Origin of the sequence: Streptomyces asoensis (genome assembly GCF_013085465.1) — a bacterium.
GTDB lineage: Bacteria > Actinomycetota > Actinomycetes > Streptomycetales > Streptomycetaceae > Streptomyces > Streptomyces cacaoi_A.
In genome coordinates, this window is record NZ_CP049838.1 from 2,152,661 (window position 1) to 2,168,546 (window position 15,886).

The following is a 15,886-nucleotide window of genomic DNA, read 5'->3' on the forward strand; positions in this document are numbered from 1 at the left end:
CAGAAGACGGGGCGTCAGCTGCCGTGGGTGAACGAGGGGTTGTGTGGGTATGACGTACTGGTACGAGGGGCCTCTGGCCGCCTTTGACACGGAGACGACGGGCGTCGACGTGGAGACCGACCGAATCGTGTCGGCCGCCCTCGTCGTCCAGGACGCGCCGGGGGTCCGGCCCAGGGTGAGCCGCTGGCTGGTGAACCCGGGCGTGCCGGTGCCGGCCGGGGCGACGGAGGTGCACGGGCTGACGGACGATCACCTTCAGCGCAACGGCCGCTGGCCGGCGCCGGTGATGTTCGAGATAGCCGAGCTGCTCGCCGAACAGGCCGCCGCGGGACGCCCGTTGGTGGTGATGAACGCGCCGTTCGACCTGACGCTGCTCGACCGTGAGCTGCGCAGGCACCGGGCCTCCGCGCTGGACAACTGGCTGGGCGCGGCCCCGCTGCGGGTGCTGGACCCGCGGGTCCTCGACAAGCATCTGGACCGCTACCGCAAGGGCCGGCGCACGCTCACCGACCTGTGCGCGCACTACGACGTGACGCTGACCGACGCGCACGACGCGGCGGCGGACGCGCTGGCCGCGCTGGAGGTCGTCCGGGCGCTGGCCCGGCGGTTCGCGGCCCGGCTGGAACGCCTGTCCCCCGCCGAGCTGCACACGCTCCAGACGACCTGGCACGCGGCTCAGGCGCGCGGGCTCCAGGCGTGGTTCGCGCGCAGCGGTACACCGGAGACGGTGGACACCTCCTGGCCGCTGCGCCCGGAGCTGCCGGCGGCGGCCTAGGCCGGGGCGCCGACACAAAAAAGCCGGTCCGCGTGATGCGGACCGGCCTTTCCCGGTGGGCGATACTGGGTTCGAACCAGTGACCTCTTCGGTGTGAACGAAGCGCTCTCCCACTGAGCTAATCGCCCGGGAACGCACCGAACAATACAGGTCTTCGCGGGCTTCCTTCAAACCGCTTGCAGGTACCCGGCCAGGCCGCGCCGTCCGGCCCGCATCATCAGCCGGTGGTTGAGTCGGAACACCGGCCGGCCCGGGACGGCGAACCGCCGCAGCAGCGGCTTGTCGACCTGGACCACCTGGTCGTAGCGGGCGAGGGTGCCGGAGCCTTCGGCGGTGACCGTCCAGCGCGCCCAGCCGTCGATGTCGCCCGTCATCGCGATCTCCAGGACCCCGGCCGCCGCGTCGCGCCGCACCTCACGCGCGGTGAAGGTCAGGTCGTACGGGAGGAGGGAGCGGACGCGGATGACGGCGGTCGCGCTGTCGACCCGGTTCACCTCGCGCACCTGGCGCCACCAGCGCGGGTAGTCCTCGGCCCGCTCCAGCTCTTCGTACACGCGGGCGGGCGGCGCGGGCAGGGCCCACAGGCTGTGGAAGCGGTAACGGGTCCAGTCCATGGGCCGAGTGTGCCCGCGCGGGGGTCGGGGCGACGGCATTTGAGTACGTTCTGAGTACGTGCGCTCATGCTGTCGGGCGTGATGCGGACCACACTCCGGGACATGACGTATTTTCCGCCCCCGGCCGAGGAGCTGCGGTTCCTCGACAGCGAGCTCCGGCAACTGGACGCCCGCCGGGCCCAGTTGCTGGCCCGCCGCGCCTGGCTGATCACGATGCTTCAGCAGGCGGTACAGCCGGCCCCGCCGGTGTGGCCCAGCCGGCAGGCGCAACCCGGCCCTTCCGCCCGCCCCGAGGCCACCGCCCCTGGTGTGCAGAACGTCCTCCTCCTGCTCGGCGGGATCCTGCTCACCATCGCGGCGATGGTGTTCACGCTGGTCAGCTGGGGGCATCTGGGGATCGCCGGCCGCTCCCTGGTGCTGGGCGCGGTCACGCTGGCGGTGCTCGGCGCGCCCGTGGCGCTGCTGCGGCGGGGGCTGCGTTCGACCGCCGAGTCGGTGGCCGGCCTCGGCCTCGCGCTGACCGTGCTGGACGCCTACGCCCTGCACGAGGTCGTGTTCACGGCGGCGGACGGTACGACGTACGCGGCGGCGGCTTCGACGGCGCTGGCGGCGCTGTGGGCGGCGTACGGCACGGCGCTCACCGCGCTGCCGGGCTCGGCCACGCTGCGGCTGCCGCACCCCGCCGCCCTGGCGGTCGCCCAACTCCCCCTGGTCCTCTGGACGATCGCGCTCGGCGGCGGCCCGCTCACGGCCACGGCCGCGGTGCTGCTGACGACGGCGTTCGACGCGGTGGTCGCGCTCCGGGTGTCCGAGCGGCCGGTGCGTGTCGTCGCCCTGGTGTGCGGGTTCGGCACGGGCGGCTGGGGGGTCCTGGCGGCCGGTCTGCTCTGCCTGGGAGCGGCCGGTCCGAGCGCCGCCGCCCGTGCGGCGGCGCTCCTCCTCCTGGCGGCGGTGATCGCCCTGGGGGTGGCCCGGTTCGCGCCGCGGCCGGGGCTCGCGACGGGGATGGCGACGACCGCCGCCCTGTGTGCGGTGGCCGGCCCGGTCGGTGTCCTGCGGGTGTCGGTACCCGGTGACTGGGTGGTGCCGGCCTGTCTGGCCTGCGGAATCGCGCTGTTGGCCGCCGCGCGGGGCCCGGCGGCGGTGCGCCGGGGTGTCGTCCTGGCGTCCGGTGTCGTCCAGGCGGGTGCGGTGCTGTGGGCGGTGCCCGCCGTGGGCGTCACGCTGCTGGGACCGGTGGCGTGGCTGCGGCACATCTGGGCCGGGGCCCCGGCCGACGCCCGGGCCGCGGTGACGGTCGACGCCTTCTGGCCGCCGTACGCCGTCACGGTGCCGCTGGTCCTCGTCGCGGTCGCGGCTGTTCTGGCCACGGCGGTCCGCAGCGAGGAGTGGCGCCCGCAGGCGCTGACCGCCGCGCTGACGCTGACCTGGGCCGCGGTGCTCGTCACGCCCACGGCTCTGGAGCTCCCCTACCTCGTCGGCCTGTTGATCCAGGGGCTCACCGTGCCGGCGCTGCTGGCACCGGCGCTTCAGGGGGCGGCGGCACGGACGGCCACCGGCCTCGCCCTGCTCACCTCCCTCGGCCTCGCCTTCCTGTCGCTGGCCACGGAGCCGGCGACCCTCGCCGTTCTCGCGTCGCTGACCGTGGTGTTCGCGGTGGCCGCGTGGCGCGGTCGGCAGGCGCCGGTGTCCGCGGCGGCCGCCCTGGGCTGGGCCACGGCCCTGGCCTGCGCCGTGGGCGCGTCCGCCGGCTGGCGACCGGAGATCGTCGCGCTGCTGGTGCTCGTCGTCCCGGTGGCAGCGGCCCTGCTCGCGGCACGGCTGGACAACTCCGTGACGACGGTGACGATCGAGGTGACGGGGGCCGTCGCCGGGCTCGTCGCCATCGGTCTCGCGGTGGCCGACCCGCCGCTGCTGGCTCTGGTGCTGTCCCTGTGCGGGGTGATCGCGGCGGGCACGGCCGTACGTCCGGACCGCCGTCATGTCGGCTACGCGGCCGTCGCCCTCTTCGTGCTGGCCTCGTGGGTCCGGCTGGCGGCCTGGCAGGTGGGACTCCCGGAGGCGTACACGCTGCCGGTCACGGTCCCGGCGCTGCTCGTCGGAGCGCTGCACCGGCGCCGCGACCCGGCCGCGTCGTCCTGGACGGCGTACGGTCCCGGTCTCACCGTGACGCTCCTGCCGAGCCTCGCCACGGCCTGGAGCGACGTCGAGTGGACGCGCCCCCTGCTGCTGGGCGCGGCCGGGCTGCTGCTCACCCTGCTGGGCGCCCGGCACCGGCTACGGGCCCCGCTCGTGCTGGGCGGCTCGGCGCTCGCCCTGGTCACACTGCACGAGCTCGCCCCGTACCTGGTCCAGGTGACCGACGCGCTCCCCCGCTGGGTGCCTCCCGCCCTCGCCGGGCTGCTGCTGCTCGCACTCGGTGCGACGTACGAGCAGCGGCTGCGCGATGTCCGGCGGGTGCGGGACGTCCTGGGGCGGATGAACTAGCCGTCCGTCACGGCATCCTGTCGCCGAGCAGCGCCAGGTTCTCGATGGCGGCGAGGCCGTACAGGGCGGTGTCGTTGGTGGACACCCAGGCGGCCTCGCCGCCCGCGACCAGGGTGGCGGGGCCGCTCAGCGGCTCCGTCTTCCACGGCGAGGACTCCATGTAGCCGTCGGAGCTGTAGAACTTCGTCCACGCCCGCTTGGCGAGCACCTCGTCCCCGGTCTGGACGGCGGCGTACGCGTCGAGACGTGAGTGGCCCTGGAAGAGCAGCAGGGTGCCGAAGTTGCTGCCGTAGCGCGCCGCCTGTTCCGCCTTGGTGGCGTTGAAGTAGCGGCAGTAGTCGAGGTACGCCTCCTTGAACTTCGGTATGTCGACCAGGTGGATGAGTTCGGCGCACAGTTCGTTGAGGCCGAAGACGGCCGACAGGTGCGAGACGCCGACGACCGGGGTCGTGGCCACCGCGAACCTGCCGGTGTCGAGGTCGTACAGGCCGCTGCCCTGCACGAAGCCGTTGGGCTGGGCGCCGATGGTCTCCATGGTGGACAGGACGCGGGCCTTCGCCTTCTCCCACTTCGGGCCCTTGCGCTCCCACTCGGTCAGCCACGCCGACACCAGACCGCTCCAGTCGGTGCCGAAACCGATCGACAGGGCGTGCCGGTCGGGGGTGTACGGCTCGGTGCGGATCTTGCGCAGCGGGTCCAGGGCGAGGAAGGTCTCGTCGGAGTCGACGTTGGCGTGCATGAGGTCGCCGACGCGTTCGTCCGCCGTGAGGAAGTAGTAATAGCGGCGGTAGGTGGTGTTGGCGATGCGCTGCTGCTTGGCGCTGTCGGCGTAGTGCTGCACGCCGTGCCGGGTGCCCAGGCCCGCCCACTGGCCGAGGTGGTAGACATCGACCTCACCGGTGTGCCGGGTCATCGCCTCGGCGAAGCGGAAGATGTCCGCTCGGCCGCTGCGCAGATAGGCGAACCAGAGCCAGAGGTCCGGCGACAGCTCGGAGTTGTCCCAGGCGTAGCCGCCGATGTCGTACCGCCACTGGTGCCTGACGGTGTCGTAGGTGTGCATGATGTCGCCGTAGTCCCAGAAGCCGTACCAACGGCGCTGCTCCACCTGGTCCTTGTAGTAGGTGAAGAGGAAGTCGAGGTGGTCCTCGATCTTCGCCTTGGCGGGAGTGGAGCGGTCCGGCTCGGCGTACAGGCCCGGGCCGAACACCTTGGCCTTGATGAGCTGCTTGGGCGGGGCGGCGAGCTGGGGCAGCACCCGTACGGCCTCGACCTGTTCGGCGAGCTTCTCGGGGGCGGGCGTCGACTCGTTGGCCCAGAAGAGGAGTTCGGAGGTACGGGCGATGCCGTAGGGGGTGCCGAAGCCGGGCTCGTAGTCCTCGTAGGTGATGTTGAGGCCCTCGAGCTGTTCGGGGAAGGTGTCCTGGCCCATGCCGTCGTGGTAGAAGCGCAGGTCCATGGGCTGCGCCTCGGGCGACCAGAGCCAGAGGGTGACCTCGGCCTCGTCGGTGTGCGCGTCGCGGATGTCGAGCTGGGCGGGGTGCTTCTCCCAGAAGTCCCGGAGGCCGAAGGAGAAGCCGCCGCTCGCCCCGCCGACGTATCCGAAGCCGGAGGCCCGCTTGCCCCCGCCGGCGCCGATCCAGCCGTAGCCCTTCTTGGTGCGCTTGCGCAGCGCGAAGCCGTCCGCCGACAGCTGGGAGAGGGTGTAGTCGCCCCACTCGGGGATGTACTGGAGGCGGGTGGTGACCCGCTGGTCCCAGGTGGCGGGGTCGGGAAGCTTCTGGCCGGCGTACTGGGCCGCCTGCACCGCCGCGCCGGGGTCACGGCGCAGACCGGTGATGCCCTTGACCGCCTCGCGCAGCAGGCCGGTGCCCTCGCCGCCGATGCGGATGTGGCGGTCGTATGACTCGTCGCGCATAGGGACGGTGAAGCGGACGCCCAGCCCCCGGATGAAGTCGCCGCTCGCCTTGCCGGGCTCCTGCTTCCCGTCGTAGGTGATGGTGTGCACCATGCGGAAGGAGTCGGCGCCCGCGTAGAAGTAGAGGCGGATGGAGAACGGGAGCCAACTGCGGCTGCCCTTGCGGTGTTTGCCGTCGATGCGGACGACCGCGCGGACCGGTCCGGTCTGCTCGACGGTGACGCCGTCGATGGCTCCCTCGAAGCGTTCGGTCTTGACGGTGCCCTGGTCCTCGTCCTCGATCTCGGGCTGCCGGATCAGGACCAGCCGGCCGTTCTTGGCGATCTCGGTGGAGCCGCGGGTGACGGACTTGATGAGCGTGGCGCCCGACTTGCCGATCTTCGCGGTGATGACGCCCGTCGACACGACGATGGTGCCGCCGCTCTTGTCGACGGTGACCTTCTTGGCGGGCGCGGCCGGGGCGCCGGCGGCGAGGGTGAGCTTGCCGGAGCCCGAACCGACCGCGTGGGCCGTCCACTTCAGCGAGCCGTCCGGCCAGTAGGCGAGAGGCCAGGACTGTACGGGGACGTCCTTGCCGTCGGCGTCCGTCAGCGCGAAGGTCTGGTCCTCCTGGTACGTGCCCATGGGCCAGGGCACGCCGAGCGTGGAACCGGGGGCGGCGCCGATGCCGCCGTCCTCCAGCCAGTCCAGGGTCACGGGATCGGCGTCGGCCGCGGCGGCTCTGGGCGCGGCCTGCGCGTCCTTGGCGCCCAGGGCCCAGCTGAACTGAGCGGCGGCTCCGGCGACGGCGGCCGCCTTGAGGAGGGACCTACGGGGGATGGGAGACATGGGATGCAGCCTTTCCTTTCCGTGCGGGTGCAGGGGTGGTCAGGGGCATGACAGAGATAGGCACGGCGCCCGGGGCGCCGGCCTTGTGCGAGGGCACGGCCGTCAGCGGTGCCGGTACCGCTCCTCGACGGCGACGGCCGACGCCGCGACGGCCCCGAGGACGGGGACCGCCAACGGCGCGACGAACCAGGCGGACAGGGTGACGACGGCCAGCCCGCAGACGACCAGGAAGGAACCGGCGGGATCGAGCACGGTCCGCCGCCCGGCCTCCGCGAGCAGCGCCCGCCAGGCGCGGCCCGGAGTCCAGACGGCCGCCGCCCGCAGCAGGGCCACGGCAAGCCCGATCAGGGCGAGGATGCCGACGGCCCCGACGAGCGGCCCACCAGGAAGCCCGGCCCGTGCGGCCAGGACGTCCACCCAGACCGCGGCGGCCGCCGCCCACCCGGCGAGCCCGACGGCCCACCCGCCGCGCACGGCCGCCCGGAAGTCCGCGACGAACTCCCGCCACCCGCCGACCTCGTGGGTCGTGCGACGGCGCAGATGCCGTGCGCCGGCGGCGAAGGCCGCGGGGTAGGTGACGACCCCGAGACAGGCCACGGTGATCCACACTCCGGTGAGCAGACACTCGGCGAAGACCGCGAAGCGCTCGCCGAACACGGACTCCTTGCGCGGGGAGCGGGCCTTCACGCGTGCTTGCGCCATGGTGACCGCCTCAGCCCTTCAGTCCGGAGGTCGCCATGCCGTCGATGAGATAGCGCTGGAAGGCCATGAAGAAGGCGATGACCGGCACCAGCGCCACCAGCGACATCGCGATCATGCTGCCGTAGTTGGAGATGCCCTCCTGGTCGCGGAACATCATCAGGCCGAGCGAGACGGTGTACTTGGAAGGGGTGTTGAGATAGATCAACGGCCCCATGAAGTCGTTCCACGCGTTGATGAACGTGAAGATGGCGCTGGTGATGATGGCGGGGCGGCTCAGCGGCAGCACGATGGACCAGTAGGTCCTCAGATGCCCACAGCCGTCGAGCTTGGCGGCCTCGTCCAGTTCGCGCGGCAGCCCGCGCATGAACTGCACCATCAGGAAGACGAAGAACGCCTCCGTGGCCAGGAACTTCCCCGCGACGAGCGGCACGACCGTGTCGATGTAGCCGAGGTTGCGGAACAGCACGTACTGCGGGATGAGCAGCACGTGGTACGGCAGCAGCAGGGTGCCGATCATCAGAGTGAACAGCAGGTTCCGCCCGGCGAACCGGATCTTGGCGAAGGCGTACGCCGTCAGCGAGCTGGAGAGCACCACACCGACCACGGCCAGGCCCGCGTACATCAGCGAGTTGGTGAAGAAGCTGGTGATGGAGATGCCGGAGATACCGTCGGCGAGCCCGGAGAAGTTCGCCCAGACCGGCTCGGTGGGCAGCAGGTCGAGGCTGGCGATGATGTCCTTGCTCGGCTTGAACGAGGCGCCGAGCACCCAGACCACCGGGTAGAGGACGACCGCGAGCACAAGGATCGCGCCCACGTGCCAGACGAGGGATCCAACGCGCCGCCGCTCGTTCGCGGGGCGCACGGCGGGGCTGGTGGCACTGGTCACTTGGCGGCCTCCTCGTAGTGCACCCACTTCTTCTGCGACCAGAACAGGACCGCCGTGACCAGCGCCACCGCGACCACCAGCGTCCAGGCCATCGCGGAGGCGAAGCCCATCTGGGCCTCCTTGAAGCCCTTCTGATACAGGTAACAGGTATAGACGAGGGTGGCGTCGGCCGGTCCGCACCGGGTGTCGGAGACGACGTACGCGGAGCCGAACACCTGGAACGCATGGATGGACTCCAGCAGCACGTTGAAGAAGAGCACCGGGGAGATCATCGGCAGCGTGATGTTCCAGAACCGCCGCAGGGGGCCGGCCCCGTCCATCTCGGCGGCCTCGTACAGCTCCTGCGGCACCTGCTTCAGCCCCGCCAGGAAGATGACCATCGGCGCACCGAACTGCCAGATGCTCAGAGCCACCAGGGAGTACAGGACATAGTCCGGGTTGCCGATCCAGCCGCCGACGTCGAGCCCGAAGATCTTCTGCGTACGGTCCACGACGGCGTCGTCGGAGAACAGCGCCCGCCACACGAAGCCCACGGAGACGCTGGCCCCGATGAGTGACGGCATGTAGAACGCGGCCCGGTACAGGGCCTGTCCGCGCCGCTTCTGCGCGAGCAGCAGCGCCACGCCGAGCGCGAGGAGCAGCTTCAGCGGCGTGGCCACGACGACGTACTTCAGCGTGACCTCGACCGACTTCTGCCAGCGCGGGTCCTGGAACATCGTCGTGAAGTTGTCGAGCCCCACCCACCGGGGCGGCGTGAACAGGTTGTAGCTGGTGAACGCGTAGTAGAGCGACGCGATCATCGGCCCCGCCGTGAGCAGCAGGAAACCCGCGATCCACGGCGACATGAAGAGATAGCCGGCGAGGTTCTCGCGGCGCCGCCCGCGCCGCCCGGCGGCAGGAGCGGCGGACCGCTTCTTCGCCGGGCGCGCGGGCGCTTCCTTGACGAGCGTCATGGTGGTACGTCCCCTCAGCCCGCGAACGCGGCCTTGGCCTCGCTGAACAGCGCCTTCGCGGCGTCGGCCGGCTTGGTCTTGCCCTGGGCGACCTCACCGCCGATCCGCAGGAAGGCCGCCTCGATGACGTCCGCGCCGGACGGGTGCGGGGTGATCTTCCCGAGGACGCCGGCCTTGGCGACCTCGTCCTCGTAGGCCGAGACGCCCTTGTTGTTGGGGTCGGTCGGCTTGAAGGCGTCGTACTGCTCCGTGGTGGCGAGGATGCCGCGGTCGTAGCCCATGATCTTGCCGACCTCGGGGTCGTGGACCATGAAGTCGATGAACTGGGCCGCTTCCTTCGGGTGCTTCGTCCCGGAGAAGGCGCTCAGCATCAGCGAGCCGAGGTACTGGCCGGTGTCCTTGCCGTCCGTGGTGGGGATCGGCGCGAGCCCGTAGTCCGACTCGCCCTCGCCCTGGTAGCGGATGGAGAAGTTGTCCCAGGTGAACTCGGACGCTGCGAGGCCCGCCGAGAGACCGGACTTCGGCTTGACCTGCTCGATCTTCTTCGGGTCGGCGACAAGGCCGGACTTCACGCGCTTGTAGCCGTCCGCCCACCACTGCGTCACATCGTCCTCGGTGAAGCCGAGATCGCTGTCGGTGAAGAAGGCCTTGCCGTTCTGACGCAGATACAGGTCGTACAGGTACATGATGCTGAAGTAACCGGTGTCACCGGCGATCTTCAGCTTGTCCTGGATCGTCTGAAGCGCGTCGAAGTACTCGTCCCAGGTCCACCCGAACTTCGCCTCGACGCCCGCCTTCTCGAAGGCCTTCAGGTCGATGACGAGCGACATGGTGTTGGCGCCGACCGGAATGCCGATCTGCTTGCCGTCGACCTGACCGTTCGCCAGCACGCCGTTGCGGAAGTTCTCCAGGCTCAGGTTCCCCGCGTCCGCCTGCGTCTTGAGATCCATCAGAACACCGCGCTTGTCGTACTTGCGCAGAAAGCCGACCGCATTCTGGAAAACGTCCGGCGGATTCCCGCCGGAGGCCTGGGTCTGGAACTTCTCCCAGAACGCCTCGTAGTCGGTGAATTCGGGCTTGATCTTGATCTTCGGGTACTTCTTCTCGAAGAGCGCGATCGTCTTCTTGATGGCGATGGTGCGCGGCTCGCCACCCCACCACGCGTAACGGATCGTGACCGTCCCGTCCGCCGACGTACCGTCGCCTCCCCCGCACCCCGTGGTCGCGGCCAGGCCCAGTGTGGCCGCCGTCGCCCCCGCGGCCTTCAGGATCGTTCGCCTCTCAACATTCCTGCTGGTTCCCACAGTCGGGCCCTCCCCGCAGCGTCGTTGCCGCTTGCATGAATCGTTTCAAGAAAGCGCTTGCTGGCACAAGGTACGAGGGGGTTGAGAGAGCGTCAATGATTCGGACAGGAATTTCTTGTGCGCGGGCTCTGCGGCGAACTGCGCCCCTGCGGGTGGCGCGGTCTCGCCGACAGGACGAACACGCAGGTGAGGGGCGCCTGTTCGATGCACCGAACCGCTGACCGGTCGTCGGAAGATCACGCCAGGGGGCTGAAACCCGCCTGCGGGAAAGGAAGTCGACCGAGGCGCGGGGGGCTGCCGGGACGAGGGAATGGAGGGGGTGACGTGCGTCGGCGAGACGCTCGGGAGGTGTGGCGGCGCGACCGCTCAGGAGGAGCGACGCGGGGCCGGCAGGAGGGGCGGGCGGGAGCAGGCGTGGCGAGCGGGGCGTGCGATGGCACAGGAGGCAGCGACGGGGGCGGGTGCGCGTCGGCAGCGGGTGGTCCGAGGAGGTGGCGCGGCCGGGCTTGACGGTCCGGAGAGGCGACACGGCCGGACTCGAAAGGCCGGAGAGGCGACACGGCCGGACTCGAAAGGCCGGAGAGGCGACACGGCCGGACTCGAAAGGCCGGAGAGGCGACACGGCCGGACTCGAAAGGCCGGAGAGGCGACGGACACAGCCGGGCTTGACGATCGGAGAGGGGCGCGGCCGGGCTTGACGGTCGGAGGGATCTCCGTGGGCATGGGCGTGATGCCGACCGCCGCACGCACGAACGACGTCGGCCCGTCTGCGTTCTCGCAGACGGGCCGACGTCCCGGGTGGGCGATACTGGGTTCGAACCAGTGACCTCTTCGGTGTGAACGAAGCGCTCTCCCACTGAGCTAATCGCCCGGACGCAGGAAGAACATTACCCCATGTCAGGGGGTGGCTGTGACCACGGCCGACCCGCCCCCGCGCCTCCGCGGCGGGTCACTGGTCCTTGATCTTCCAGGGCATCTCGATGCCGAACTTCCACAGGTAGACACCCATCAGGACGCCGATGATCACGAGACCGATCGCGGTCAGGGTGATGTTGCGGCGGCGGACCTTCGGGTCGAGCGCGCGCTGGGCCGCCTCGGTGACCTTGCGCTTGGTCCAGCGGAGCACCAGCTGCGCCCAGACGAACTCGGTCGCCCAGATCGCCATGCCGCCGAAGATCACCACCCAGCCGGGTCCGGGCAGCGGCAACATGATGATGCCGGCGACGACCACGGCGAGGCCGATCACGAAGACCCCGACCTGCCAGCTCAGGTGCAGCATGCGGCGCGCCTTGACGAATTCGGGCGCCCTGGAGCCGAGCCCCTGGTCCTGCGGCTCCTCCGCCGCTCCGCCCGGCTTCGACCTCTCCACCGCCACGACTGCCTCGCCCGACTCGTCACTCCCCGTGTTCATACAGCCTGACCTTACCCGAGAGAATCCGGTCACCGGAATGGTGGTACCGGGCGAACGCACTGTCGGCCGGAAGAGTTACGTAAAGGCACGCAAAACACTCAGAGGGGTTTACAACGGCACCGTAGGTGGCATGTCGATTTCGCCGACGTGCGAATCCCCGAGCGCACACTGAGCGAAAGGCCCTGGCGCTTATGAACACCACGGTCAGCTGCGAGCTGCACCTGCGCCTCGTTGTGTCGAGCGAGTCCTCCCTGCCTGTCCCCGCAGGCCTGCGGTACGACACGGCCGACCCCTACGCCGTGCACGCCACCTTCCACACCGGTGCCGAGGAGACCGTCGAGTGGGTGTTCGCCCGCGACCTGCTCGCCGAGGGCCTGCACCGGCCCACGGGCACCGGCGACGTCCGTGTCTGGCCGTCGCGCAGTCACGGTCAGGGCGTCGTCTGCATCGCCCTGAGCTCTCCCGAGGGCGAAGCCCTGCTCGAGGCCCCTGCGCGGGCCCTCGAGTCCTTCCTGAAGCGGACGGACGCCGCCGTGCCCCCTGGCACGGAACACCGGCACTTCGATCTCGATCAGGAGCTCTCGCACATCCTGGCGGAAAGCTAGGGCGAGGCTCACACCGAGCTGCCCGGCGCCGTCCACTCGGGGAGACGGCTCGGGCCAGGACAACCGAATAGGGCATGCGCCGACGCCGTGCCACGGGCCTCCCGTGGGGCGGCGTCGGCGTGCGCGCAGCGCGTCCGGGCGGGACTCCCCCGGCCTCCCGGCGCCGGACGCCCGGGTATCCGGGCCACGAGTGGCCGTTGCTCGACGGCCCGGTGCGGCTACCATCGGCCAGCATCGGCGGGCGCTCGCCCGACCCCCAGGCCAGGGAGCGAAATGTGCTGATCACCCACGACACCCGGTGTGCACTCGATGCCGTGGTGGAACTGGTGAACACCGCACCGGAGGACGACACGGCTCCGGACGCGCTGCCGGATGTCGCCGCCCTCGCGGATTTCGTACGAAAGCACGAGATCAGTGACGTCGGCGCGCTGTCGGAGTTCGACCTGTCCGCGGTGCGCAAGATCCGTGGACGGTTCGCCGGGATCTTCGCGGCGTCGGACCCGCGGGCCGCCGCCGGGCTGATCAACGAGCTGGTCGCCGCCGCGGGCACCACGCCACGCCTCACGGATCACGACGGCTACGACTGGCATGTGCACTACTTCGCGCCCGGTGCCTCCGTCGCCGACCATCTGGCGGCCGACTGCGGGATGGCCCTGGCGTTCTTCGTGGTGGCCGGGGAGCAGGAGCGGCTTCGGCGCTGTGAGGCCCCGGACTGCCGGCGCGCCTTCGTCGACCTGTCCCGCAACCGGTCCCGCCGGTACTGCGACAGCCGCACCTGCGGCAACCGCCTGCACGTGGCCGCCTACCGGGCGCGCCGCAAGGAGGCGGCGGGCTGAGGCCGGCCCCACCACGCGGGGGTCCCTCTCGCGGTTCCTTGGCGTCCCTCGACGCCCTTGATGTCATTCGGTGCCGACGCGGCCCCGGCGGGTGACGCCGGGGACCGCGGGTACGGCTCAGAGCAGCAGCAGATCATGCAGCGAAGCCATGAGCAGCAGACACCCGATCACCGCTAGAAAGATCATCAGCGGTGGCTGGGAAAGGGCGAAGAGGCACCCGCGCGGCTCGTCCTGCGGCGGCGCGGCGTCGCTCTGTGTCGTGTCCAGCATCTCGCGGGCGATGATGACGCAGGTGACGCCCCTCGCGCGATCACCCGCCCGGAATGAGCGGGAGTGCGCCGGATTCCGTGATGTCGCTGTCCTGCCGTGATCACTTCCGCGCACGGGCAGGCCGACTGTGTCGTTTCAAACGCCCGGGCCACCCCGCAGCCACGGGTCTATCGGGCCTGGTTCATATGCCGTGCTTCTTCAGGATGGCCTCGATGTCGCTGAAGTCTTCGGCGCCGCCGGTCGCACGGGGTGCGGCCGCGGGACGGGACGCCGGGCGGGAGGCCTGGCCCAGGGAGGGCGCGGAGGAGGCGGGTGCCACCGCCTCGGCCTGCGCGGAGCGGGCCGCCGCTCTGCGCTCCTTGCGGGTGCCGCCGCGGCGGCGCTCGACGGCTCGGGTGGTGGCGAACAGGGCCCAGGCCCCGCCAAGCACGGCGAAGCCCGCCCAGGCCGTCGGGCTGAAGGCGGTGTCGGCGGCCCATTCGACGACGCCGGTCATCACGAGGCCCAGCGGCACCAGGGCGTAGGCGGCGATGCGGGCGGCCGCCAGGAAGCGCTTGCGGTAGGCGGTGACCGCCGCGATGCCCAGGCCGGCCGCGGCGACGGCGGAACAGACGGTCTCGGCAATCATCCGGTCCTCCAGGCGTGGACTCACTCGGACAGAGGTCACATCGACTCGGCACCGCGGCCTGCGGGCCCGCGCCTCGTCCCTTCCATCCTGCACCTGCGCACCGCTCGCGGGCCATGCTCCGGCCGGACATCAGGGACATCTCCGGGTCGGCTCCTCCGCAGGTGCCGCACCGGCGCGCCCCTCCGGTACCGCCGAGAGCTCCGTGCCCGGGTGACCGGTGGTCCGGATTGGGGCGGCGGGGCAGTGACTGGAAGACTGGCGTCATGAACGACTCGTCCCAGACCTCCGCCTCCGCCCCCGGCACGGCGGCCGCCCGTCCCCCCGTCGTCCTCGACGTCTGGTGCGAGCTCCAGTGCCCGGACTGCCGCGGCGCCCTCGACGACCTGCGCGCCCTGCGCGAGCGGTACGGCGACCGGCTGGAGCTGCGGCTGCGGCACTTCCCGCTGGAGAAGCACAAGCACGCCTTCGCCGCCGCGCAGGCCGCCGAGGAGGCCCTGGAGCAGGGCCGGGGATGGCCGTACGTCGAGGCCGTGCTGGGCCGGGTCGAGGAGCTGGACCGTGGGGGAGAACCCTTCCTGGTCGAGGTCGCCGGTGAACTCGGGCTCGACGCCGAGGAGTTCGACACCGCGCTGATCGACGGCCGGCACATCCTGATCGTGGACGCCGACCAGGCCGAGGGCAAGGCGATCGGCATCACCGGCACCCCGACGTACGTCATCGGCGGCGAACGTCTCGACGGCGGCAAGAGCCAGGAGGGGCTGCGCGAGCGCGTCGAGGAGATCGCCGACCGGCTGCTGGCCGAGCAGGCCTGAGGCGCACTCCGCGCGGGCCGGTTCAGAGCAGGTTCTTGTACATCGAGTAGCCCACGGGCAGATATCCGAGCGATTCGTAGAGCCGCTCGGCCGGGGGGTTGTCGGCGAAGACGTTGAGGCCGAGAACGCGCTTGTCCGCCGCGATCGCCTGGGCCTCGGCCAGCAGCATCAGGGAACGTCCGTGGCCCCGGCCCCGGAAGGCCTCGTCGGCCTCGACGTCGTACACGAACGCCTTGCCGCCGACGAACGCCACCCAGAGCGTGCCGACCCGGGTGCCCTCCTGCTCCAGGACGCTGAACAGCATGTTCTCCGTCGCCCGGCCGTGCGGCAGCAGCAGTTCGTGGTCCCGCCGCGACCTGGCCCACGCCTCGTCCTCGGGCACCCCGCGATCCGCCAAGTCCTGGGCGTAGGCCGCGACGCCGTGCTCGAGCCAGGGCAGGTACTCGGCCTCCGTCATGGGCCTGCCCCGGCTGCCCGCGGGCAGTCGGGGAGCGGTCGCACCCAGAGGCTTCTCCATGCCGCGGTTGCGGTGGACGTAGCCGAGCGCCGTCGCCAGCCGCAGCGCGGTTCCCGCGTCGGCGGGCACCCTGAGCTCGATCCGCCGGCAGCCCCAGCTCCTGGCCACCTCCTCGGCGGCCAGCGCGGCCACCGTGCCCCGGCCGCGCCCGCGGTCCGGTTCATCGATGCGCAGGTCGGCGATCTGGGCGACGAGGGGGCCGAAGACGGGGGACGTCGAAAGGTGGACCGCTCCGACGGGACGGCTGTTCACGCAGACCTGATAGTGGCGCGACAGCGCCCCCTCGGCGGTGCGCTGAAGCGGCTCGGTCGGCCGCAGGGTCGTGGTCACCAGGGCTTTCTAC

General features: G+C 71.0%; 15 protein-coding genes and 2 tRNA genes. 5 read left to right on the forward strand and 12 right to left on the reverse strand.

The window, feature by feature from the left end; genetic code table 11:
* Window positions 1–49 precede the first annotated feature (49 nt).
* On the forward strand, window positions 50–775 hold the full coding sequence (locus G9272_RS09535; protein WP_171396145.1) for an exonuclease domain-containing protein: 726 nt from the start codon (window positions 50–52) through the stop codon (window positions 773–775).
* 56 nt (window positions 776–831) lie between these two features.
* Here the strand turns inward: G9272_RS09535 and G9272_RS09540 are convergent.
* Window positions 832–903: transfer RNA gene (locus G9272_RS09540), tRNA-Val, on the reverse strand.
* Between the two features lie 39 nt (window positions 904–942).
* The gene (locus G9272_RS09545) at window positions 943–1,389 is read right to left on the reverse strand and encodes an SRPBCC family protein (protein WP_171396146.1); all 447 of its coding nucleotides are present in this window, start codon (window positions 1,387–1,389) and stop codon (window positions 943–945) included.
* A gap of 66 nt (window positions 1,390–1,455) precedes the next feature.
* Here G9272_RS09545 and G9272_RS09550 point away from each other — a divergent pair, with 66 nt between their 5' ends.
* Entirely contained in the window at window positions 1,456–3,876 is a 2,421-nt protein-coding gene (locus G9272_RS09550) for an SCO7613 C-terminal domain-containing membrane protein (RefSeq protein ID WP_171396147.1), read from the forward strand.
* A 7-nt stretch (window positions 3,877–3,883) separates the two neighbouring features.
* Here G9272_RS09550 and G9272_RS09555 read toward each other — a convergent pair whose 3' ends face one another.
* The 7 genes from G9272_RS09555 to G9272_RS09585 all read right to left on the reverse strand — a co-directional run bounded on the left by G9272_RS09555 (window position 3,884) and on the right by G9272_RS09585 (window position 11,875).
* Entirely contained in the window at window positions 3,884–6,619 is a 2,736-nt protein-coding gene (locus G9272_RS09555) for a Tat pathway signal sequence domain protein (protein ID WP_171396148.1), read from the reverse strand.
* 102 nt (window positions 6,620–6,721) lie between these two features.
* Window positions 6,722–7,321: a hypothetical protein gene (locus tag G9272_RS09560; protein ID WP_171396149.1), complete on the reverse strand. Its 600-nt coding sequence runs from the start codon at window positions 7,319–7,321 to the stop codon at window positions 6,722–6,724.
* Window positions 7,322–7,331: 10 nt separating this feature from the next.
* On the reverse strand, window positions 7,332–8,207 hold the full coding sequence (locus G9272_RS09565; protein ID WP_171396150.1) for a carbohydrate ABC transporter permease: 876 nt from the start codon (window positions 8,205–8,207) through the stop codon (window positions 7,332–7,334).
* Entirely contained in the window at window positions 8,204–9,160 is a 957-nt protein-coding gene (locus tag G9272_RS09570; RefSeq protein ID WP_171396151.1) for a carbohydrate ABC transporter permease, read from the reverse strand. Before G9272_RS09570 ends, G9272_RS09565 begins: the two co-directional genes overlap by 4 nt.
* Before the next feature lie 14 nt (window positions 9,161–9,174).
* Complete coding sequence (locus G9272_RS09575) at window positions 9,175–10,464, reverse strand: ABC transporter substrate-binding protein (protein WP_171396152.1); 1,290 nt, start codon at window positions 10,462–10,464, stop codon at window positions 9,175–9,177.
* 799 nt (window positions 10,465–11,263) lie between these two features.
* Window positions 11,264–11,335 (reverse strand) — tRNA-Val (locus G9272_RS09580).
* 78 nt (window positions 11,336–11,413) lie between these two features.
* The gene (locus tag G9272_RS09585) at window positions 11,414–11,875 is read right to left on the reverse strand and encodes a TIGR02611 family protein (protein WP_171396153.1); all 462 of its coding nucleotides are present in this window, start codon (window positions 11,873–11,875) and stop codon (window positions 11,414–11,416) included.
* A gap of 191 nt (window positions 11,876–12,066) precedes the next feature.
* Here G9272_RS09585 and G9272_RS09590 point away from each other — a divergent pair, with 191 nt between their 5' ends.
* Both G9272_RS09590 and G9272_RS09595 read left to right on the forward strand, forming a co-directional pair.
* Window positions 12,067–12,480 carry an SsgA family sporulation/cell division regulator gene (locus tag G9272_RS09590; protein ID WP_004002642.1) on the forward strand — a complete coding sequence of 138 codons (414 nt, stop codon included), beginning with the start codon at window positions 12,067–12,069 and terminating at the stop codon, window positions 12,478–12,480.
* A gap of 275 nt (window positions 12,481–12,755) precedes the next feature.
* Window positions 12,756–13,316 carry a CGNR zinc finger domain-containing protein gene (locus tag G9272_RS09595; RefSeq protein ID WP_171396154.1) on the forward strand — a complete coding sequence of 187 codons (561 nt, stop codon included), beginning with the start codon at window positions 12,756–12,758 and terminating at the stop codon, window positions 13,314–13,316.
* A gap of 117 nt (window positions 13,317–13,433) precedes the next feature.
* On the opposite strand, the gene G9272_RS09600 is transcribed toward G9272_RS09595, so the two are convergent.
* The gene (locus G9272_RS09600; RefSeq protein ID WP_020128804.1) at window positions 13,434–13,586 is read right to left on the reverse strand and encodes a hypothetical protein; all 153 of its coding nucleotides are present in this window, start codon (window positions 13,584–13,586) and stop codon (window positions 13,434–13,436) included.
* Window positions 13,587–13,767: 181 nt separating this feature from the next.
* Entirely contained in the window at window positions 13,768–14,214 is a 447-nt protein-coding gene (locus G9272_RS09605) for a hypothetical protein (RefSeq protein WP_171396155.1), read from the reverse strand.
* Window positions 14,215–14,477: 263 nt separating this feature from the next.
* Between G9272_RS09605 and G9272_RS09610 the strand changes: the two genes are divergently transcribed.
* Window positions 14,478–15,026, forward strand: a complete 549-nt coding sequence (locus G9272_RS09610; RefSeq protein WP_171396156.1) for a DsbA family protein — start codon at window positions 14,478–14,480, stop codon at window positions 15,024–15,026.
* A gap of 22 nt (window positions 15,027–15,048) precedes the next feature.
* Here G9272_RS09610 and G9272_RS09615 read toward each other — a convergent pair whose 3' ends face one another.
* On the reverse strand, window positions 15,049–15,876 hold the full coding sequence (locus G9272_RS09615) for a GNAT family N-acetyltransferase (protein WP_171401925.1): 828 nt from the start codon (window positions 15,874–15,876) through the stop codon (window positions 15,049–15,051).
* Window positions 15,877–15,886 lie beyond the last annotated feature (10 nt).

Coding starts and splice junctions, on each gene's coding strand:
- G9272_RS09600 (WP_020128804.1), bottom strand. CDS start 13,586: ATGCTGGACACGACACAGAGCGACGCCGCGCCGCCGCAGGACGAGCCG.
- G9272_RS09610 (WP_171396156.1), top strand. CDS start 14,478: ATGAACGACTCGTCCCAGACCTCCGCCTCCGCCCCCGGCACGGCGGCC.
- G9272_RS09560 (WP_171396149.1), bottom strand. CDS start 7,321: ATGGCGCAAGCACGCGTGAAGGCCCGCTCCCCGCGCAAGGAGTCCGTG.
- G9272_RS09605 (WP_171396155.1), bottom strand. CDS start 14,214: ATGATTGCCGAGACCGTCTGTTCCGCCGTCGCCGCGGCCGGCCTGGGC.
- G9272_RS09550 (WP_171396147.1), top strand. CDS start 1,456: ATGCTGTCGGGCGTGATGCGGACCACACTCCGGGACATGACGTATTTT.
- G9272_RS09535 (WP_171396145.1), top strand. CDS start 50: ATGACGTACTGGTACGAGGGGCCTCTGGCCGCCTTTGACACGGAGACG.
- G9272_RS09555 (WP_171396148.1), bottom strand. CDS start 6,619: ATGTCTCCCATCCCCCGTAGGTCCCTCCTCAAGGCGGCCGCCGTCGCC.
- G9272_RS09585 (WP_171396153.1), bottom strand. CDS start 11,875: ATGAACACGGGGAGTGACGAGTCGGGCGAGGCAGTCGTGGCGGTGGAG.
- G9272_RS09570 (WP_171396151.1), bottom strand. CDS start 9,160: ATGACGCTCGTCAAGGAAGCGCCCGCGCGCCCGGCGAAGAAGCGGTCC.
- G9272_RS09545 (WP_171396146.1), bottom strand. CDS start 1,389: ATGGACTGGACCCGTTACCGCTTCCACAGCCTGTGGGCCCTGCCCGCG.
- G9272_RS09590 (WP_004002642.1), top strand. CDS start 12,067: ATGAACACCACGGTCAGCTGCGAGCTGCACCTGCGCCTCGTTGTGTCG.